The 21,735-nt window shown below is 32.9% G+C and carries 15 protein-coding genes and 1 tRNA gene; 10 read left to right on the top strand and 6 right to left on the bottom strand.

All coding sequences use genetic code 11. From position 1 onward, the window contains the following. Window positions 1–16 precede the first annotated feature (16 nt). Together ACRHNM_RS01655 and ACRHNM_RS01650 are read right to left on the bottom strand one after the other, a co-directional pair. Window positions 17–1,630: a S8 family peptidase gene (locus ACRHNM_RS01655; protein ID WP_431132994.1), complete on the bottom strand. Its 1,614-nt coding sequence runs from the start codon at window positions 1,628–1,630 to the stop codon at window positions 17–19. Window position 1,631: 1 nt separating this feature from the next. After that, the gene (locus tag ACRHNM_RS01650) at window positions 1,632–2,492 is read right to left on the bottom strand and encodes an MBL fold metallo-hydrolase (RefSeq protein WP_431132992.1); all 861 of its coding nucleotides are present in this window, start codon (window positions 2,490–2,492) and stop codon (window positions 1,632–1,634) included. Between the two features lie 140 nt (window positions 2,493–2,632). Here ACRHNM_RS01650 and ACRHNM_RS01645 point away from each other — a divergent pair, with 140 nt between their 5' ends. The 3 genes from ACRHNM_RS01645 to ACRHNM_RS01635 all read left to right on the top strand — a co-directional run bounded on the left by ACRHNM_RS01645 (window position 2,633) and on the right by ACRHNM_RS01635 (window position 6,854). After that, window positions 2,633–2,977: a DUF202 domain-containing protein gene (locus tag ACRHNM_RS01645; RefSeq protein WP_431132990.1), complete on the top strand. Its 345-nt coding sequence runs from the start codon at window positions 2,633–2,635 to the stop codon at window positions 2,975–2,977. A gap of 21 nt (window positions 2,978–2,998) precedes the next feature. Beyond that, window positions 2,999–4,777, top strand: a complete 1,779-nt coding sequence (locus tag ACRHNM_RS01640; RefSeq protein WP_431132988.1) for an SLC13 family permease — start codon at window positions 2,999–3,001, stop codon at window positions 4,775–4,777. A 241-nt stretch (window positions 4,778–5,018) separates the two neighbouring features. After that, window positions 5,019–6,854, top strand: coding sequence for a cation:proton antiporter (locus tag ACRHNM_RS01635; RefSeq protein WP_431132986.1), 1,836 nt, complete (start codon window positions 5,019–5,021; stop codon window positions 6,852–6,854). Window positions 6,855–6,908: 54 nt separating this feature from the next. Here ACRHNM_RS01635 and lepA read toward each other — a convergent pair whose 3' ends face one another. Continuing rightward, a complete protein-coding gene (gene lepA, locus ACRHNM_RS01630; protein WP_431132982.1) occupies window positions 6,909–8,705 on the bottom strand; it encodes a translation elongation factor 4 in 1,797 nt (598 codons plus the stop codon). Between the two features lie 153 nt (window positions 8,706–8,858). Between lepA and ACRHNM_RS01625 the strand changes: the two genes are divergently transcribed. Beyond that, window positions 8,859–11,273, top strand: coding sequence for a TonB-dependent receptor domain-containing protein (locus ACRHNM_RS01625; RefSeq protein ID WP_431132980.1), 2,415 nt, complete (start codon window positions 8,859–8,861; stop codon window positions 11,271–11,273). 66 nt (window positions 11,274–11,339) lie between these two features. On the opposite strand, the gene ACRHNM_RS01620 is transcribed toward ACRHNM_RS01625, so the two are convergent. After that, a complete protein-coding gene (locus tag ACRHNM_RS01620) occupies window positions 11,340–12,452 on the bottom strand; it encodes a TolB family protein (protein WP_431132978.1) in 1,113 nt (370 codons plus the stop codon). An 88-nt stretch (window positions 12,453–12,540) separates the two neighbouring features. Here ACRHNM_RS01620 and ACRHNM_RS01615 point away from each other — a divergent pair, with 88 nt between their 5' ends. Next, window positions 12,541–13,776 carry a M28 family peptidase gene (locus ACRHNM_RS01615; protein ID WP_431132976.1) on the top strand — a complete coding sequence of 412 codons (1,236 nt, stop codon included), beginning with the start codon at window positions 12,541–12,543 and terminating at the stop codon, window positions 13,774–13,776. Window positions 13,777–13,806: 30 nt separating this feature from the next. Continuing rightward, a complete protein-coding gene (dusB, locus tag ACRHNM_RS01610; RefSeq protein ID WP_431132974.1) occupies window positions 13,807–14,802 on the top strand; it encodes a tRNA dihydrouridine synthase DusB in 996 nt (331 codons plus the stop codon). Window positions 14,803–14,909: 107 nt separating this feature from the next. Here dusB and ACRHNM_RS01605 read toward each other — a convergent pair whose 3' ends face one another. Further along, the gene (locus ACRHNM_RS01605) at window positions 14,910–16,115 is read right to left on the bottom strand and encodes an ABC transporter permease (protein WP_431132972.1); all 1,206 of its coding nucleotides are present in this window, start codon (window positions 16,113–16,115) and stop codon (window positions 14,910–14,912) included. Window positions 16,116–16,139: 24 nt separating this feature from the next. After that, on the bottom strand, window positions 16,140–16,538 hold the full coding sequence (gene rbfA, locus ACRHNM_RS01600; RefSeq protein WP_431132970.1) for a 30S ribosome-binding factor RbfA: 399 nt from the start codon (window positions 16,536–16,538) through the stop codon (window positions 16,140–16,142). A gap of 190 nt (window positions 16,539–16,728) precedes the next feature. On the opposite strand from rbfA, the gene mce reads away from it, so the two are divergent. The 4 genes from mce (at window position 16,729) to ACRHNM_RS01580 (ending at window position 21,735) form a co-directional block, all read left to right on the top strand. Then, window positions 16,729–17,133 (top strand): methylmalonyl-CoA epimerase, encoded by a 405-nt coding sequence (mce, locus tag ACRHNM_RS01595; RefSeq protein WP_431132968.1) that lies wholly within the window; start codon window positions 16,729–16,731, stop codon window positions 17,131–17,133. Window positions 17,134–17,190: 57 nt separating this feature from the next. Continuing rightward, window positions 17,191–17,264, top strand: a tRNA-Ile gene (locus tag ACRHNM_RS01590). Between the two features lie 578 nt (window positions 17,265–17,842). Beyond that, window positions 17,843–18,571, top strand: a complete 729-nt coding sequence (locus ACRHNM_RS01585; protein WP_431132966.1) for a hypothetical protein — start codon at window positions 17,843–17,845, stop codon at window positions 18,569–18,571. A 116-nt stretch (window positions 18,572–18,687) separates the two neighbouring features. Continuing rightward, window positions 18,688–21,735 (top strand): ligand-binding sensor domain-containing protein, encoded by a 3,048-nt coding sequence (locus tag ACRHNM_RS01580; RefSeq protein WP_431132964.1) that lies wholly within the window; start codon window positions 18,688–18,690, stop codon window positions 21,733–21,735.

Here is a 21,735-nt window from a genome sequence, read left to right as displayed (position 1 = left end):
AATTTTGAATTTATTATTACTGATTTACCACTTGCGACGCCATAATTAGAGCGTTATAAGCATTAACAATTTTTCCAGATTTAGAGATGTCTGTAAGGTTTTCTATAGATCTGGATTCACCAACAATGACTTTAGTATTTATTGGTAATCCTGAATCCATAATAATTTGTTTTACCTGAGGAGCTGATAAGTTTGGGTATTGAGATCGAATTAAAACTGCAACACCAGCCACATTTGGTGCAGACATTGAGGTTCCGTTTTGCAGTTTGTATTCGTTTTCAGGCATAGATGAATAAATTTCAGAACCAGGAGCAAACACATCGACGTTAATTTTTCCGTAGTTAGAATAATCAGCAACCATATTTGAACCATATCTAGGTGTCAAAGCACCAACAGTAATGAAATTATCAGTAATTTCTTCTCCTGTACCAATGGCATCATTAGGATAATTTTTATGTACATCAATACTATGAGCATCATTTCCTGCACCATGAACAATTAGCACATCTTTAGAGGCAGCATACCGAATAGCATCTCTTACCCAATCACTATGAGGTGAAAAAGATTTACCAAAACTCATATTGATAATTTTTGCACCATTATCTGCTGCATATCTGATAGCCAAGGCGACATCTTTATCATATTCGTCACCATTAGGTGTAGATCTGATAGCCATAAGTTTCGCATTATTAGCAATACCTTTTATGCCTTTATTATTATCGCGTTCGGCTAAAATGATACCACTAACGTGTGTGCCGTGACTTTCTTTTTTTACAGTTGGTCTTGGGTTATTGTTTCCGTAACCAACATCTGAAATATTATTTGGATTATCACCCGTTTTTCTGCCCTTAAAATTTTTGTTTAAATGGTAATCTAATCGTGTATTAATAATCACTAAATCACTTTCAACAGCTGTTTTAAAAGCTTCAACAGTATCATAATCAAGACTCAATATGTAACGCATCAATAAAACTGAATCTTGAAGTGCTTTGTCTTCAGTTTTAATAGAATTCACGTCTTCTTTAGTATAATTTTTCTTCTTTAAATGATTTGAAATGGCAGTATCTGCATTAATAACTTCTTGTAATAATTGTGAAGAATTGGTCTTGAGCTGAGCATATTTTTGATATTCGGCATTATATTTTTCTTCTGCTTCAGCATATCTGGGATTGTTTTTATCACCAGAAGCTAATAGTCTTACATATTCTAATTGTTCGTAATAGGTATCACCAATAAAATTCCAGCCATGAATGTCATCAATATAACCGTTGTTATCATCATCTTTTCCATTATTTGGAATTTCTTTTTCGTTGGTCCATAACACATCATCTAAGTCTTCATGATCTATATCAGTTGCAGAATCAATAACCGCAACAATTACAGTTTTACCTTTTTTATTTTTAATAAGTTCATCATAAGCTTTTTCAACACTCATTCCTGGAATAGTGTCTTTCACTAAGTCTAAATGAGACCATTTATGAAGTTCTGTTTCTGTTAATTTTGAAACTTTTAATGGCGAACCGTCAATGTTTTCAACAGGAGTAGAAATAATACTTGACGAACTACCACAACCATAAAGTAGTACTGAAAAGCAAACGTATAAAGTAAAAGCCTTAATGTAATTATTCATTTTAATTAAAAATATCATTCGTAGTGAATACATTTTTTAATCTGACACCTTTTTCTGTATGTTGCACAGTGATAATTTCATTGTGTGCATCGTGTTCTAAAAACAAATAATAATTATGATCTGCTGCCAGATTAAGAAATTTTTCTTTTTCATCTAAAGTTAGTAACGGTCTCGTATCATAACCCATTACAAATGGTAGCGGTAAATGACCTGCTGTAGGCAGTAAATCTGCCATAAAACAAATGGTTTTGTCCTTATATTGAATCATAGGAATCATTTGTTTATCGGTATGGCCATTAGCAAAGAAGATATCGAAACCAAGTTCCGAATTTTTAAGAATGTCTAATTCTGGAACGGAAGTAAATTTTAACTGACCACTTTCTTCCATGGGTATAATGTTTTCTTTTAAGAACGACGCTTTTTCACGATTGTTTGGTTCGGTTGCCCATTTCCAGTGATCTTTATTACTCCAAAATTGTGCATTTTTAAAAGCGGGTTCATAACCTGTTCGGTCTTTATTCCATTGAATACTACCACCACAATGATCAAAATGCAAATGTGTCATAAATACATCTGTAATGTCATCACGATGAAATCCATACCTTTTTAGAGAGTTGTCAATAGTATCATTTCCCCATAGGTAATAGTAGCCAAAAAACTTATCACTTTGTTTGTTTCCCATACCAGTATCGATTAAAATTAGTCGATTTCCATCTTCAATTAACAAACATCGGGCTGCAATATCAATCATGTTGTTTGTGTCTGCAGGATTAGTTCTTGTCCATAAAGATTTTGGAACCACACCAAACATGGCACCACCATCAAGTTTAAAATTTCCAGCGTTTATAGGGTACAAATTCATATAAGAGGATAATTAAGATGCAAATTACTAAAAGCAATAAACATTATTTCATTAAAGCACTGTTAATTGAGGGATTTTTAACATTTTTACTAAATTTCGTATCTTAAGCATACGCGTTTTATAAATGAAAATTTAATCAGATGAAATCTACTCCTAAAATTAAAAAGATGAAATTGTTACGGTTTGGTAGAGATTTTAAACCAGATGAACAAGTTATATTGAGAGATTATCTGGCAATTGAGCGCACACGATTAGCTAATGAACGTACACTATTGTCTTACATAAGGTCATCACTTTATTTACTTTTAGGAGGTATCGCATTTTTTCAACTTAAAGAATTTACAAATTTTAAGTACTTGGCATTGTTATCTTTAATTTTTAGCGGAATTTTTTTTGTTATTGGAGTATATAGATTTACCTTATTAAAAAAGAGCTTAAAACGAGTATATTATAAATCTGAAGAAAAGGTTAAGGATAGTAATTAGAACCAATAATTTTGGTCTACAATGGATTTATTGATAACATTTGCTATAATTCTAGTTGGTGTTTTTCTCTTTGTGAAAGACTACTTTTCTATTGATACCACTTCTATACTTATTATGGCAATGTTTATCGTTGCTGGTGTCTTAAGTCCAGAGGAAGGTTTTTCGGGTTTTAATCATCCTGCAACGATTACTTTGGGCTGTATTTTTGTTGTAAGTGGAGGCGTTTTTAATTCGGGAATCTTAGATGGCTTAAGTTTTAAAATAATTAAACTGGCAAAAACACATTATAGTGTTGCTCTTATAGTGTTTTGCAGTATTTCAGGTTTTTTTTCTGCATTTGTTAATGATACAGCAGTTGTTGCTTTATTACTTCCTATTGCTTTAACGGTCTGCAGAGAAACGAATATTAGACCCAGTATGCTTTTGATACCTATTTCTTTTGCTGCATTATTTGGTGGCACTTGTACATTAATAGGTACGTCTACAAATATATTGGTAAGTAGTTATGCTAAAAAATATGGCGTTGAAGAGTTTGGTATGTTTGAGTTTAGTGGAGCAGCATTATGCTTGTTAGCTATTGGATTTGCCTACCTATTTATAATCGGACCATTGTTGTTACCAAAAAACAGAGGAGATAACAATGAATTCACAAAAAAAGCAGAGTCTTATATTACAGAACTTTATATTGAAGATAACTGTGAAGACCTTAACAGACTTCTGGGAAAATCTCAACTTGTTACCGATTATGGTGTTAATGTGTTGTCAATACTTAGAAACGATGTACTAAAGCACAACTTTGGTCTAGATACCAGATTATTAAAAGGTGATATATTAAAAATCATTGTACCACCAGAAACACTATCCAGACTTTTAGATTTAGAAGGTTATAGTGTCAAAGGCTCTAATCGTATGAAGGTTGCCGAAGAAAAATTTAAATCCTTTAATCTTTACGAAGTCATCATTCCTTATGGTTCTAGTTTATCAGGAGTATCCTTAAAAGAAATTGATTTCAGAAAACAGTATAAATCCTCTGTAATTGCATTGAGGCAAAGAGCAAAAAATAAGTTCGATAAATTAAGTCATATCAAATTAAAGGAAGGTGATATGTTACTCATTTTAGGCCAAAATGAGGATATCAATAATTTGGAATCCAATAAGATTATCGTCAGACTTTCGGAATACGTAAAGAAAAAAACCGATTATAAAAAGGCCATACCAGCAGTATTAATAGGAATTGGTGTTGTATTAGCTGCATCGCTCAACATCACCTCCATATTAGTTAGTGCAATGATTGGTGCATTACTGATGATATTGATTGGAATATTGAAACCGATTGAAGCCTATAAAGCGGTAGAGTGGAAGGTCATTTTTATGATGGCTGGTGTGCTTTCTATGGGTACAGCATTGGAGAAGGTAGGAGGAGCAACACTTATAGCAAATTATATAAAAGAAACCCTTGGTCAATACGATGCTCAAATTACCTTGAGTTTACTTTACTTAGTCACTTTTATTTGTACCAATCTTATATCTAGTAAGGCAACAGCTGCTTTAATGGCTCCTATAGTCATCAGCTTATCTGAAGCCATGCAAATTAGTAACCGTCCGTTTTTAGTGGCTGTGATGTTTGCATGCTCATTAACATTTATGACACCAATGAGTTATCCAACCAATACTATGGTTTATGCGCCCGGAAATTATAAGTTTACTGATTATTTAAAAATTGGAACACCTCTTAATATTATTATTTGGATAGCAGCATCGTTCATTATTCCTTATTTTTTTCCTTTTGAATTAAGTTAGCAGTACATAAAAAAAACCACTCTTAATACTCAACTGTATAAGCATCAAAAGTTAAGATAAATCAAAGTCTGATACATTTATTTTAATGCTTAAAAAACGATCTCTTCTAAATTTTAAATTTTGAAAGCGTAATATATTGCTGTTTTGCACATTCCTTAAACGGTTAATTCCTCAAGTTCTTTTCTGATGTTTTTTAAGTTGTTAAAATTGATTTACCTTTAGCTTTCAAAATTTTTAAGGTATGGTAGAATTAGCAGGAATAATCATTTTGGGTATATTGGCACAATGGGTTGCTTGGAAATTTAAAATACCAGCAATTTTACCGTTGATTTTAATCGGACTTTTAGTTGGACCTATTGCTGCCGAATTTTTATCAGAAGATGGAACCAAATGGATTGAACCTATATGGAACGGAGAAAAAGGATTATTTCCAGGAGAAGGTTTATACTATTTTGTATCTCTTGCTATTAGTGTCATTTTATTTGAAGGTGGCTTAACTTTAAAACGATCTGAAATAAAAAATGTTGGACCATCCATTACAAAATTAATTACCTTAGGTTCTATCGTCACATTTTTTGGAGCAGCTATAGCATCTCATTTTATCTTTGGGCTGAGCTGGGAAATCTGCTTCTTGTTTTCTGCTTTAATTATTGTTACTGGACCTACAGTAATTACACCAATACTTAGAAATATTCCGCTAAAAAAAGATGTGTCTACAGTTCTTAAATGGGAAGGGATTTTAATTGATCCAATAGGTGCATTAGTTGCTGTTTTGGTCTTTGAATTTATTAGTGTTGGAGGTGATAGTGGTTTTACTAAAACGGCGTTTATTGAGTTTGGTAAAATTATTTTATTCGGAACGACTTTCGGATTTACATTTGCCCACGCCCTTGCATTTGCAATAAATAAAAACTTAATTCCTCATTATCTATTAAATGTTGTTTCCTTGTCTACAGTACTTTTAGTATATGTAGAGTCTGATGTTTTTGCTCATGAATCAGGTTTATTAGCAGTTGTTGTTATGGGAATGGTATTAGGTAATGGAAAACTTCAAAACATAAAGGAACTCCTTTATTTTAAAGAGTCTTTAAGTGTATTACTAATTTCTATTTTGTTTATTCTATTAGCCGCAAACATTAATATTGAAGATTTAATGTTGTTGTACAATTGGGAAACAGCTATATTATTTGCGATAGTGGTGTTTATTATAAGACCTTTAGCGGTTTTTTTAAGTACCTATGGTTCCAAACTTAAAACTAAAGAAAAACTATTTATTAGTTGGGTTGGTCCAAGAGGTATTGTTGCTGCCGGAATTGCATCTCTTTTTGGAAGCAAATTATTAAAACAAGGTGTTGAAGGAGCCGAATATATTACACCTTTGGTGTTTATGATTGTACTCGGAACCGTTTTATTAAATGCAACAACAGCTCGAGTATTTGCTAAAATTGTTGGTGTCTTTTTAACAAAGTCGGAAGGTATTTTAATCGTTGGAGCTTCTAAGTTTTCCAGATTAATTGGGCATTATTTAGAAGAGAATAACAGGCATGTTGTGATGATTGATAGCAATCAAACTAATATCAATAGCGCAAAAGAACTTGGTTTAGAAGCTATGAATGTCAATATTTATTCTGAAACATTAACCGATAATATTGAACTCAATGATATTGGTTACTTAATGGCAATGACAGGTAATTCAGATATTAATAAATATACCATCGATCGCTTTAGCAAAAATTTTGGCGAACATGGTAGTTTCAGATTGGTGTCAATAGACGAAATGAACGACGACAATAACAACCCTACAGAAGGGTTATTCTCTCACACTGATGATTATATAAAACTAACAGAAGTTGCTCGAAAATATCCTGCTATTCATGAAATAGATATTAATGACAAAGCACACTACGACTCTCTAATCGATGCCGCAAATAAAGATAAAAATGTAATTCCTCTTTTTATAAAAAGTGATGAAGGAGACTTACAAATCATATCTTCCTTCAGTAAAAATATAGACACCATTAAGGAAGGCTATAAATTGGTGTATTTAGGAAAGCACTTTGATGTAGAAGAAGTATAAAAAAACCGAAGTATAACACTTCGGTTTATAATATATAAAAATCTATTTGTAAGATTAATCATTCAATTTTAGTACAGCCATAAACGCTTGCTGAGGTATTTCTACATTTCCTACTTGACGCATACGTTTTTTACCTTTTTTCTGTTTTTCTAAAAGTTTACGTTTACGCGAAATATCTCCACCATAACATTTTGCAGTTACATCTTTACGTAAAGCTTTAATCGTTTCTCTAGCAATAATTTTTGCACCAATAGCAGCTTGAATAGGAATATCAAATTGTTGTCTTGGAATAAGTTCTTTTAACTTTTCGGTTATTCTTTTACCAATATGGTAAGCATTATCCGCATGAATTAAAGCTGAAAGCGCATCTACTGTTTGACCATTCAATAAAATATCAACACGAACTAATTTAGAGGCTCGCATTCCAATTGGAGAATAATCAAAAGAGGCATATCCTTTCGAAACTGTTTTTAAACGATCGTAAAAATCAAAAACAATTTCAGCTAAAGGCATGTCAAAGTTTAATTCTACACGTTCGGTTGTGAGATAGGTCTGGTTTGTTATGATGCCTCGTTTTTCAATACAAAGCGACATCACGTTACCAACAAAATCAGATTTTGTAATGATAGTTGCCTTAATATATGGTTCTTCAACACGATTTAATGTGGAAGGTTCTGGTAAGTCTGAAGGATTATTAACAATCACAATCTCATCAGTATTTTTATTAGTAAAAGCGTGGTAAGATACGTTAGGAACCGTTGTAATAACAGTCATATCAAATTCACGCTCCAAACGTTCTTGAATAATTTCCATATGAAGCATTCCTAAGAAACCACAACGAAAACCGAAGCCCAAGGCAGCCGAGCTTTCAGGTGTAAATACTAATGATGCATCGTTAAGCTGAAGCTTTTCCATGGAGGCACGAAGTTCTTCGTAATCTTCTGTGTCTACAGGATAAATTCCAGCAAAAACCATTGGTTTTACATCTTCAAATCCTTCAATTGGATTGGTTGTAGGGTTTTTAGCATCTGTAATGGTATCACCAACTTTTACTTCTTTAGCCTCTTTAATTCCAGTAATGACATAACCCACGTCACCAGCTTTAATCTCCTGTCTTGGGAATTGTTTTAGTTTTAAAGTTCCAACTTCATCAGCACCATAGGTTTTACCTGTTGCTATAAATTTGATTTCCTGATTCTTCTTGATTGAACCATTAATGACTCTAAAATAAGTTTCAACACCTCTAAACGGATTATAAACAGAATCAAAAATTAATGCCTGAAGCGGTTCATCTACATTTCCTTTGGGAGCAGGAACACGTTTAATAATGGCTTCTAAAATATTTTCAACTCCAAAACCTGTTTTTCCACTGGCATGGATTACTTCTTCTGGATCGCAACCTAAAAGGTCTACAATATCGTCTGTTACTTCTTCCGGATTAGCACTAGGTAAATCAACTTTATTAAGTACAGGAATAATTTCTAAATCATTTTCTAAAGCGAGATACAGGTTTGAAATCGTTTGTGCCTGTATGCTTTGTGCTGCATCAACAATTAATAACGCACCTTCACAGGCAGCAATAGATCGCGACACTTCATATGAAAAATCAACATGACCTGGAGTGTCAATAAGATTTAACACATAGTTTTCACCTTCAAAGATATATTCCATTTGAATGGCATGTGATTTAATGGTTATACCACGTTCACGCTCCAAATCCATGCTATCTAAAAGCTGGTCTTGCTTTTCACGAGCAGTGACAGTGCCTGTGAAATCTAACAAGCGATCAGCTAATGTGCTTTTTCCGTGATCAATATGTGCAATAATGCAAAAGTTTCTGATATGCTTCATAAATCAAATCTCCTTTAAAAGATGCTGCAAATATAATTGATTTCTTACGCATTAAATGCTATATGTGTTTACAAAAAGCCTAAGAAGTATGGAAAATCAGTAAATAGGATTTAAAAACAAATGTTATATTGCGTTTAAAAACCCTAATTAAATTTGAAATCCCTACGTATATTTTCGTTTTTATGGTTGTGTTCATTAATGAGTTTTGGGCAAAGTTTATCTATTTCAGGAACTGTAATTGATGCTGATAATCATCCAATTGAATTTGCCAACGTTATCATTTTAAACGAAGATGAAAGTGAAATTTTAAAAGGAACTTCCACTAATGATAATGGCTTTTTTGACATTCTAAACTTAGAAGCCAATACCTATGTATTAAAAATCAGCTACATAGGTTTCGAAAATTTTAATCAAAAAATCATACTTACTGGACACCTAGATTTAACAACAATTCAACTTCGTCAGGTTTCAGAAAGCTTGGATGAAGTTAGTATTCTTGTGAAAAAACCAACAATAAAGCGAGAAGCTGATCGACTGGTGTTTAACATCGAACAAACAGCTCTGGTTGAAGGCAATATGCTTCAGGTTTTAAAAAGTACACCTGGTGTTTTGGTTATAGGAGATGAGATTACAGTTAAAAATTCAAATCCTACAGTTTATATCAACGATAAAAAAGTCAATTTATCTGCTGAAGACTTAAATCAGCTACTGGCAGGTTCATCAGCTAATGCCATAAAGTCTGTTGAGGTCATTACAAACCCTTCAGCAAGATATGATGCCGAAAGCGGAGTGGTTATAAATATCATTATGAGCAAAAACCTTGTTACAGGTTATAGAGGAAGTATTTTTACCAACTACACTCAAGGTGTCTTTCCTAATTATACTGCTGGAACCAGTCATTTTTTTAAAAATGAAGACATTAGTTTGAATGTGAATTATAGTTATTCAAAAGATAAGATTAACAGAAATGGAGATGACACCGTTAATTTTTTAGATGACTCAAATAATACCGAGCAGAGTTGGCGTTCAATTACCAATAGAAATACATGGTCTGAAACCCATAACCTTAATGCAAATTTTGATTACTTTATTAACGAAAAGAACACATTAAGCTTGTCTTCTAATTCTTTGTATATTCCTTATTTTAAATACAAAATTGCTAATAAGACGACTATCAGTGATGTAAATGGTAATTTTTTATCTCGATTTACTGCAGATAATTTATCTAGAGACACAAAATATAATTTGGCATTTGATGTCGATTTTAACCATAGCTTTACAAAAGGTGTTTTAAGTGTAAACGCACATTATACGACTTATAACTATGAGAGAAATCAAAGTGTAATTAGCAACAATTTTGGTATGAATGATGCCTTTTTAGGCGCAAGTGCATTTAACACAGAAAACGATCAAGGCACTAAAATTCTTGCTGGAAAAATAGATTATAGCTTACCTCTTAATGAATCGTCAAATTTTGAAACAGGACTTAAATTTTCTAGTACAAATACTGAAAGTGAGATTACTCAATTTGATGTAAATATTAACACAGGAACAGAAACGATTGACGCCTTAAATTCTGATGCCTTTAATTATGATGAGCGTATTTATGCTGCATATGCAAATTACGATTTGAGTGTTGAAAAGTGGAGCATCAATGCTGGTTTACGAGTAGAACAAACCAATATTGAAGGCGAATCTCCTTTAACAGATATTACCAATACACAAGACTATTTAGAGTGGTTTCCAAACGCAAGTTTGCAATACACAATTTCAGATGATTACAATGTAAAACTAAATTATAAGAGAAGCATAGCACGACCAAGTTATGCAGCTTTAAATCCATTTCGTTTTTTCTTAAATGACAATTATGTGGTGTCTGGAAATCCGTTTTTGGTTCCAACCTTTGTCGATCATGCTGTCATAGGAACAAGCCTGACAGATTTTTTCACCTTTGAAGCCTATTATAAAAATTATGATGGTGCCATTTCTGAAATTCCCAGACAGGATAATACATCAAATGTTATCGAATACATCTCAGTTAATTTTGATAAATCAGTTGAGTTTGGTTTTGATTTTATCACCAATTTTGATGTTACTAATCGATGGTCTGTGTATGCAGTAACGTCGTTTTATAATTTTGAAGAAGAAACTGATTTTGGACAAGGTTTTGTTTCAAAAAATCAGTGGTCTAACTATTCAGTGTGGCAAAACGATTTTACCTTCTTAGAAGACAATAGTTTAAATGTAAACCTTGCGCTTACTTGGGTTGGTAAAAGCTTACAAGGATTTCAAATTGTTGAAGATCGATTATTCTCTGAGTTAGCCATTTCTAAAACAATTTTAGATAAGAAAGGAGTCATCTCATTATCTGTGAGTGATTTATTTAATATGCATGATTTTGATGTTTCTACACAATATCAAAACCAATTCAGTACACAATTTGTTGATGTCGATGATCGCTTTGTAAGACTCGGTTTCAGATACAAATTTGGAAACACAAAGCTAAATAGCAACGCTCGCGCCATTGATACAGAAGAACGCGAACGTTTAGAAAAGAAAGAGAAATAAAATTACTTTGCATGTCATTCAGACGATATGAGGAATCTCAATTGAGTAAGTAGTATTAAAGATTTTTTAGTCTTGCCACTCAGCAATAAACAAATTCGTGTCTCTTCCGCCTCCATTATTGCGGTTTGAAGAAAATGCTAAATATTTCCCGTCATTAGAAAATACAGGAAATGCATCAAAGGTTTCACCATGCGTTACACGTTCTAGATTTTTACCATCAATATCAATTAAATATAAATTGAATGGGAAACCACGTTCTGCTTCAAAGTTGGAAGAAAACAACACTTTTTCTCCTGAAGGATGAAAAAACGGACTCCAATTAGCATTTCCTAAATCGGTTAACTGACGCAAGTCACTTCCATCTGCATTACAAATGTATAATTCCATGTCTGTTGGTTCTACCAAGCCTTCAGCTAATAAATCTTTGTAATCTTTAATTTCTTGTTCTGTTTTTGGACGTGAAGAACGAAAAATCAGTTTGGTACCATCAGGAGAAAAGAAAGCACCTCCATCGTAACCCAATTCGTTGGTAATTTGTTTTACATTGCTTCCGTCGATATTCATGGTGTATAATTCTAAATCACCACTACGTGTTGAGGTAAATACAATTTTATCACCTTTAGGAGATACTGTTGGTTCAGCGTCATAACCCACTTCATTCGTCAATTGCTTCACAATATTCCCTTCTAAATCTGCTACAAAAATATCGTAGCTATCATAAATTGGCCAGATGTATTTTCCGTTTTTACGTAATGGTGTTTCAGGACATTCATCTTGTTTTAAATGTGTAGAGGCATAAATAATATGTTTGTTATCTGGTAAAAAATAAGCACATGTGGTTCGTCCTTTTCCTGTACTAACCATAGGAGGTACATTGCCTTTAAATGTGTCATCCGCATTCATTAAAAACATTTGATCACAACCAACATTCCACGCTTTATTATTAGATTGAAACACGAGTTGTGTATCATCAAAACTCCAGTAGGCTTCTGCATTATCTCCTCCAAAGGTCACTTGACGAATGGATTTAAAATGTTTTTCTTCGGGATAAATTAAACTGTCTTTTGTTGTTTCTACAGTTTCTGATTTTGCCTCTTTTTCACTTTCTGAAGCCGGTTTCGCATCGTTTTTACAACTCAAAATTAAAACACTTAAAATTACAACGGAAAGATATTTCATATTTAGACTTTATATTGCAAGGTTTTCAAAACCTTGTAGGTTTGATTAGATTATTAACTAAATTTGTCCAAAATTAAGATTTCATAAGATGAAAAACATATTATTTGTATTTTTTTTGATGCTTTTTGTGGCATGTAAAACCAATTCAGAAGAGAAAATAAAACCAGTCACAATTAAAGAGGATGTTTCTTTTTTAGCAGATGATAAGCTTGAAGGCAGACAAACAGGTAGTGATGGTGAGAAAGCTGCTGCAGATTATATTGCGTCTCGTTTTGAAAACTTAGGCCTTGAGGCTAAAGGAACAGAAGGGTATTTTCAAACGTTTACTTTTAAACCCAAAACAGATCCTCACCAGGAGGTGAATTATACAGTTAAGGATGGAGACAGTACAATTACAGGTACAAATGTTATAGCGTTTCTTGACAATAAAGCCGATAACACTATTATTATCGGAGCACACTACGATCATTTAGGTTATGGAGCAGAAGGGTCATTATTTAGAGGTGAATCTCAGGAAATCCATAATGGAGCAGATGATAACGCGAGTGGAGTTGCTGTGTTATTAAATTTAGCTGAAAAACTAAAAGAAAACAACACAGGTAATAACTACTTATTTATGACATTTTCTGGAGAAGAAATGGGATTATTGGGTTCCAATTATTTCACTAAAAATCCAACTATCAATTTGTCAAAAGCAAATTATATGTTGAACATGGATATGGTTGGTCGTTTAAAACAAGATAGTACCTTAGCCGTTTATGGTGTTGGGACCTCGCCTATTTTAAAACAAGTTGTAAAGGCAAATAATTCGAAGTTTAAAATTATAGAAAACGAATCTGGTGTAGGACCAAGTGATCATACCTCGTTTTACAATAGCGACATACCTGTGCTGCACTTTTTTACTGGTCAGCATGAAGACTATCATAAACCAGGAGATGATATTGAAAAATTGAATTATGAAGGTATGGAAACGATTTCGAGCTATATTTTTGATATCATTTCAGACCTTGATGACAATGGAAAGTTACCCTTCAGAAAAACAAAAAATGAAAGTGAAGATGTACCGAGATTTAAAGTTGGTTTAGGGGTTATTCCAGATTATTTATACGACGGAAAAGGGATGCGTATTGATGGTGTGAGTGAAGATAAACCAGCTCAAAAAGCGGGACTTCAAAAAGGGGATATTGTTGTAAAACTTGGTGATAGTTTGGTTACAGACATGATGAGTTACATGAGAGCTTTATCGACTTTTGATACTGGAGACAAAACGAAAGTAACAGTAAAACGAGGTGATGATGAGGTTGAGACAGAGATTGAATTTTAAAGCATTAATTTTTCTAAAAACAGTTTAGGTTTGGTAAAAATAGGTGATATAGAACTTCCAGATTTTCCATTGCTTTTAGCACCAATGGAAGATGTTAGTGATCCTCCATTTAGGGCATTATGTAAAGAACAAGGAGCAGATGTAGTATACACCGAATTTGTATCTAGTGAAGGCTTAATTCGGAATGCTGCTAAAAGTGTTATGAAACTCGATATTTATGAAAAGGAGCGTCCTGTTGGTATTCAGATTTTTGGTGCTAATATGGAAAGCATGTTGCAAACGATTGATATTGTTGAGAAATCTAATCCCGATATTATAGATATTAATTTTGGATGTCCAGTTAAAAAAGTTGTCAGTAAAGGTGCAGGAGCAGGAATTCTAAAGGATATATGTCTAATGGAAAGCTTAACTGCAGAAATGGTAAAACGCACGAATTTGCCTGTAACTGTCAAAACACGTTTGGGTTGGGATCACGATTCTATAAAAATTATTGAGGTTGCAGAAAGGTTACAAGATGTAGGCTGTAAAGCGATTTCTATTCATGGAAGAACCCGAGCTCAAATGTATAAAGGTGAAGCAGATTGGAAACCTATTGCAGCAGTGAAGAATAATCCGAGGATGCATATTCCTGTATTTGGTAATGGTGATGTTGATTCTCCAGAAAAAGCGATGTTGATGCGTGATGGTTTTGGATTAGATGGGTGTATGATTGGTCGAGCCTCTATTGGAAATCCTTGGTTTTTCAAGCAAGTAAAACACTATTTTAAAACTGGAGAACATCTGGCTCCAATTTCTTTAGCAGAACGAGTCGATGCTGCCAGACGTCATTTACAGATGTCGATTGATTGGAAAGGTGAAAAGTTAGGTGTTTTTGAAACCAGAAGACATTATACTAATTATTTTAAGGGCATTCCAAACTTCAAGGAATACCGAATGAAAATGGTGACTAGTGATGATTCAAAAGATGTGTTTGATGCCTTTGATGAGGTGTTAGATAAGTTTTCAGGTTACCAATTTGCTACTTAGTAGGTTTTTGCAAGAAGGATGGAGCAATCTGTTTAAGCTCTCTAGACTTTTTGGTCTAGAAGCGAGTTGCGAGAGCTTGTTTGCTTTAGCAACTTGCCCAGATACATTTAATTAGAGTTCACTAAATTTTTTGTAATACGTTGCGATGCCAGCTTTGATGCCAGTAATCCTAAGGTTGTGATGGTGACCAAGACAAGTATAAAGTTGATGGCCTTAATGACAACAGGATAAGGCTCTGAAGGAATAATCATGACCAAAGCAAACTGTTGTTGTAGAAAAACAATAATAAAGCCTAAAAACAGACCAATAATCCCTCCAAAAATGGTCATTAAACTTCCTTGAAGAAAGAAAATACGTCTAATTTCTGTTGTGGTTGCACCTAAATTGAAAAGCGTGTGAAGTGATTCTTTTTTATCGAGAATCATCATAATTAAAGCACCAATAACATTAAATAACGCAATGATGATGACTAAAGTAAATATGAGATAAACCGCTACATTTTCGGTATTCAGCATTTTATAAAGCGCATCGTTGAGTTGTGCTCTGTTTTTGACCAGAATATCATTTCCTAGAATGGTTTGTAAGGTTTGAGAAACTTCAGTTTCATCTGCATTGGGCTTTAATTTAAATTCTAAAGCAGAAACTTGATTTTCGTTGTAATTTAGTAGTTGTTTTACTGTTTCAATATCGGCATAAATGTATTCATAATTTAATGTTTCATTGATATTAAACACACCAATATTGAATACTTTAACGGTATTAAAAGCACCTTTTACAGAAGTAATTTGTCCTTTTCCTGGTTTGGGAACAGAGATGGTTAGGCTTTTGGTGATGTCTAAAACACCAAATGATAATTTATTTGAAATTCCTCCACCAGATACAATTTGAGACGTACCATTTTCTAACCAATTGCCATACATGATCATAGAGTCTATAGAGGTCACTTTTTTGTAGTTAGCATCTACGCCTTTTAAGGTAATAATTTGCTGTTTTTGATCGAACTGTACAATGGCACGTTCTTCAATAATTTTGGAATAGAATGCAACAGCATCAATAGTGTTTAACGCATCTAATTGTTGTTTGGTTAATAAAAATGATTTGCCTTGAGCAGGAACCACTTTTAAATCGGGATCGACATAGGAAGAAAACCGAAGACTAAATTCTTTTAATCCAGCAAAACCAGAAAGCACAATAAACAAAGCAGCTGAAGCAATTATAGTTCCTGAAGCAGCAATGATTGTCATTATATTAATAGCATTATTACTGCTTTTTGAAAACAAGTAACGTTTGGCTATGTATAATGAGAAGTTCATTTTTGTGGTTTAAAAAACAGGAACTTAAGATTTTTTACGTCTACCTAAAAGATTTTCATCTTTTATAGGGTTTTCTTCACCTTTAAGTGATTTTTCAATACCATCGATGTATTCTAAGGAGTCATCTATAAAAAACTCTAAATTAGGCATACGACGTAATTGGTTTTTAGTGCGTTGCGCCATTTCATGACGAATTAAAGGTGTGTTTGAGCGAATCCCTTCAATCAATTCTTTTCCTTTATTATTTGGAAACACACTAAGGTACACTTTAGCAACCGATAAATCTGTGGTTACATTTACTTTACTTACTGAAATAATGACACCTCGCAATCCACCATCAGTTACTGCTTTTTGTAATATATCTGCGAGATCTTTTTGTAAAAGTCCGCCAATCTTTTTCTGTCTTTGGGTTAATTCTTCCATAGTTTTAAATTTAAGTCATTTTCAATCTGTCATCTTTTTTCTAATATAGCGACTATACTCAAGTTTTTAAATAAGCGTTATTATAAATTGTCACATTCATTTGCAAAAGTAGATGATATTTAAAGATTATCTTGTTTTTGGCAGCAAAATTCATACCTTAGAATTATAAAGGGAAACTTAAAAATGAGAAATGAAAAAAATTGAACATATAGGAATAGCTGTAAAAGATATTGAAGCTTCTAATGATTTATTCGGTAAATTATTTAATCAAGAGCATTACAAAACAGAAATAGTAGAAAGTGAAGGTGTTATGACATCGTTCTTTAAAGTTGGTCCGAATAAAATTGAATTACTTCAGGCTACAAATGAAGAAAGTCCGATAGCAAAATTTATTGAAAAAAAAGGAGAAGGTATTCATCATATTGCTTTTGCTGTTGAAAATATAGAAGCTGAAATTGAACGATTACAAGGAGAAGGGTTTAAATTGATTCATGAACAACCTAAGAACGGAGCTGATGACAAATTGATTGCTTTTTTGCATCCTAAAGGAACAAATGGCGTTCTCATTGAGTTGTGTCAAGATATTGACAAATAATATTGATGCAAATTTCTTGTAGAGTTTTAAAATATGTAGTAATATTGCAGCCTTATTGGTCCCATAGCTCAGTTGGTTAGAGCACCTGACTCATAATCAGGTGGTCCTTGGTTCGAGCCCAAGTGGGACCACTATTAAAATTAAGCCTTACAGAGATGTGAGGCTTTTTTGTGTTTTTATTAACATTGATTCTTACCAACAACTAGTCATCGTATAAATGACGACTGTTATGTTATATTTTCAAATTAATTTAAACTAAACCCAAACCCAAACAGTTAAAGTTAATTCTCTTGTTGTATTTATCAAAATCACTGAATTAAATAGTATTACGAAGACTTCCTCAGCATTGTATTTGACACAGCCAGCCGTTTTATCCGATTTAAAAACTTTCAAGATCAGTTCCTGATTCCACTAACAGAAGAGATAGGAAGACAGCATCATAAAACAAAGATTTCTCTGGAGTACTGATAATTAATCCTTTCACCAATCGTAGTGATTCTTGGCAATTTCTAGGTTTATAAAGTTTGTAATAAGAGTGATATCACTTTTATACACGACGTAGAGAAAGGTGTGGTTTATTGTTTCAAAAATCAAAATATCAACGAATTCTAAACCATTCTCAACGAATTCTAGAAGCCTCCAAATTTCACTGCGATGTCAATATATCTTTGAAGTATCAAAACAAGTTTAACCCAAAAAACAAGTCATTATGAAAACTTTAAAAAACACCCAGGAACACAAGACAAGTACTATCAACAGAATTTTTCAAACCTTATTAATTGCTGCAATATTATTAATTGCTTCAGATGTGTTTTCACAAACAAAAGAAGTCGAGTTTGATGTGTACACAATATCAGCAACAAAAGCCTCAAAGTATTTATTAGCAGACGATGTGGCTCTTCGTGATTGTCCATCAGTACAATGCGAACAATTAACAACAATTAATATTGGAACTAACGTAAGACTATTGGCAAAGAGCGACACACCACATATTATTAATGGAATTAAAAGTAGATGGTATAAAGTGAAAATGGGACCACAAATAGGCTGGATTTGGGGAGGAATGATTTCTCAAAAAACCATAATAAGTACCACTCATCCAGAAATAAAGTTTGTTTTTGGTGAAGCGGGATTTGACTACAAAGGCAACAGACAATTTCAAGTAAGAGCTATAAAAAATGGAATTCAGGTTGATAAAATTGTATTTCAATCAGAAAAATTAAACCATAATAATATCTCTTTAATGAATCGTAAAGACACAAATATGGATGTTATCGCTCTAAACGACATAAAAAAGAATGATAGTATTAATACCGCATCTTACATAGTGTTTAAAAATAATAAACTCCAGAAAACAAACAGTTTAGTGGCTAGTACTAATACTAAGCCAATATTCACCGAACTGTCATATATATCTTGTGACGAACAAGACAATTAATTAATGTTGTAGTTGATGTTTTTAGCGTTGCGTTTCTCTAAAGAGCGCGACGCTTTTTTACCTACCATTAAAAATGTATATACTTCAACGCTCAAAACTGCGTTCAAAATTGTAAGTTGCACCTAGATTCTTATACCATATTGAAACCTGTTTTATCATATTATTTCTTAAGTATTTGCTTATTTTTTGTTGTCGATTTACAATCTCAAAACATGCAATTAAGAGCCTATACCTTAGAAGATGGCTTACCTCAATCTCAGGTATATGCTTTAACATTAGATACTAAGGGGTATTTGTGGTTAGGCACTCAAGGAGGAGGTTTAGCACGTTTTGATGGAAATGATTTTAAAGTATTTAATACAACTCACGGACTAGCATCCAATTACATTCAAGCTATTAAGGCTTCAAACGACACCTTGTATCTGGGAACCAGAAAAGGACTTTCTGTAAAAACTAAAGATACTTTTTATAACATTGAAATTCCTCAGGTAAACGAAGTTTTAAAATTTGGAAACACCGTGTATCTGTTAACCTATAACGGACTTTATAAATTAGCCAAAAACCTTTCCGTAGAAAAATTAAAAATACATTCAGGTATAAATGATAGTCAAATCAATGATTTGGTTTTTGATGGTAATTATTACTGGTTAGCCACCAATAACGGCCTTTGGAAGTTGAATAATCTTCATTCTGAAGCGAAAACGTTACAGCAACTCGATTACAATGATTATATAAGTCTTGCTATGGTAGGTTCTAAGGTTTTTGCGTCTACCTTCAATAACGGAACACTAGTGATTGATAATCATAATTTTGAAGATGCATATTTAATTAGAAACCCTTTTCGAATAAATAACACCTCTGTTCAAAACAGTAATCAGCTTTGGGTAGCTACCGATAATAAAGGGATTTCTGTTATTGATACCGAAACGTACAAAACGCTTTTTACTATAAAAAACACCAACGGACTCTCAACTTTAGATGTTAGAGACGTTTTGTCTGATCAGCAAGGAAATATCTGGATTGGAACTTCTGGTGGAGGATTATATAAATATTTTCAAAACAGCTTTAAGCATTATACGACTGATACTGGTTTAAACGGAAATCGGATTTATGCTGTTCATTACACTGAAAACAATGTTTGGATTTCTAATTCTGAAGCTGGATTAATGCGAATTGATTCAATGGGAATCCATGATGTAAATCTGCCTGAAGCATTTTCAAAAGTCAAAATCAAGACCATAACAAGCGATAAAAACGGAAATATTTGGGCTGGTTCAGACGGTAAAGGATTGATGTTTAAGGGAAAAGTTTTATTAGATTCAATAGTTATTGATACTTTAAAAACAACAACAAAGAAAATTCCAGTTGAGCATATTAAAACTAAAGTATTCAACACAAAAAACGGGTTTCCTTTTGATTGGATAAGAACCATCCACACTGAAAACGATACGGTTTGGGCAGCAACATACTCTAAAGGAATTGTAAAATTTAATTACAATCCTAAGTTAGATGATTTAACCATTTTCAGAACCTATTCTAACCTAGAAGGTCTAGAGGACATGCATATTAAAGACATGGTTAAAGATGACCGAAACCTGTTGTGGTATGCTACTCAAAAGGGACATTTAGGATATTTAAAAGAAAATCGCATCACTCATTTAGGGCCAGTTTTAGACCAGAATATTTCAATCAATTCCATTTTAATTCAAAACAACACGATGTTTTTAGGCACAGCTGGTAATGGTGTTTGGTGGTCTGATGATTCTGATTTTACAGTATTTAAAAAGTTAAAAGGAGCCAAAGCCTTATCTTCTGAAAATGTTTACCAACTTATTTTTGACAATCAAGGTTATCTTTGGATTGGTTCAGAAAAAGGTGTAGATAAAGTAGAGCTAAGTAAAAACACTGAAATTAATGACGTCTTTTTCTTCGGAAGAAATGATGGCTTTTTAGGAATTGAGACGTGCTTAAATGCTGTAGATAAAGACCATAAAGGACACTTATGGTTTGGTGCTATCAATGGTTTAACCGAGTATCAGCCAATAGATGTTAGTTTTAACCTTAAGAAACCAAAACTTTTCTTTGAAGATGTTAAAGTGGCTTATAAAAGCATAGATACCATTAATTTATCTGTTTGGAGCAAATCAAAAAAGGTCTTAAAGTTACATCCAGACCAAAAGCAGGTCAGCTTTACTTTTAAAACCATTGATGTAGATCATCCCAACGGAATAGAATATCGCTATAAATTAAATGATAGTGATTGGAGTCCTTGGTCATTAAATAATACTCAAGATTTTTCTGAGCTCAATTATGGAGCTCATCAATTCGTTATTCAATCTAGAAATTACAGATGGATAGAAAGTGATCCAGCACAGTTTTTATTTTTTATCGAAAGACCATTGTATAAAAAAATATGGTTTCAATGGCTACTTATCACTATTACTGTAATGATATTAATAGTTGTAATAACCCTTTACATTAAACGCCTGAAAAATAAAAATATAGCAGAACAAGAGCGTCTACAACTAGAAAATCACTTATTAACGCTTGAACAGAAAGCTTTGCGTTTACAAATGAATCCGCATTTTATTTTCAATGTCCTTAATGGCATTAAAGCAATGGCACAAACCAAACCCGAAAAAATGAATAATACGGTTAATAGTTTTGCGATACTTTTAAGGGAAACTTTAGTGAATTCTAGAGAAGATAAAATTAGCTTAAATCAAGAAATAAAAACCTTAAAACATTATATTGAAGTTGAGCGTTTAATGGCTGAAAACCCTTTTGATTATGATATTATTTTAAATACCGATTTAGATGCAGAAGACATTCTAATACCTCCAATGTTAATCCAACCGTTTGTTGAAAATGCAATACGACATGGTATTTTAAAAGGTCCAAGAAAAGGAGAACTCAAGGTTCAGTTTGATACGACAGAAGAAACTTTAAAAGTAACCATTCAGGATAATGGTATTGGTATTTATAACTCACAGCAACATAAACCCAAAACAGACCATCAATCTATGGCACTCAAAGTAACAAGAGAACGATTAGAATCTATATCAGGTAAAAGTGCTATAGAAATTAAAGAATTAATACAAAAAGACGGAATAATAGAAGGCACTTTAATCGCATTTAAAATTCCGTTAGAAACAGATTATTAA

Origin of the sequence: Psychroserpens mesophilus (assembly GCF_050617655.1) — a bacterium.
Taxonomy (GTDB): Bacteria; Bacteroidota; Bacteroidia; order Flavobacteriales; family Flavobacteriaceae; genus Psychroserpens; species Psychroserpens mesophilus_A.
Note: the sequence above shows the minus strand (reverse complement) of the source record. Positions and strands in the feature narration are given on the sequence as shown.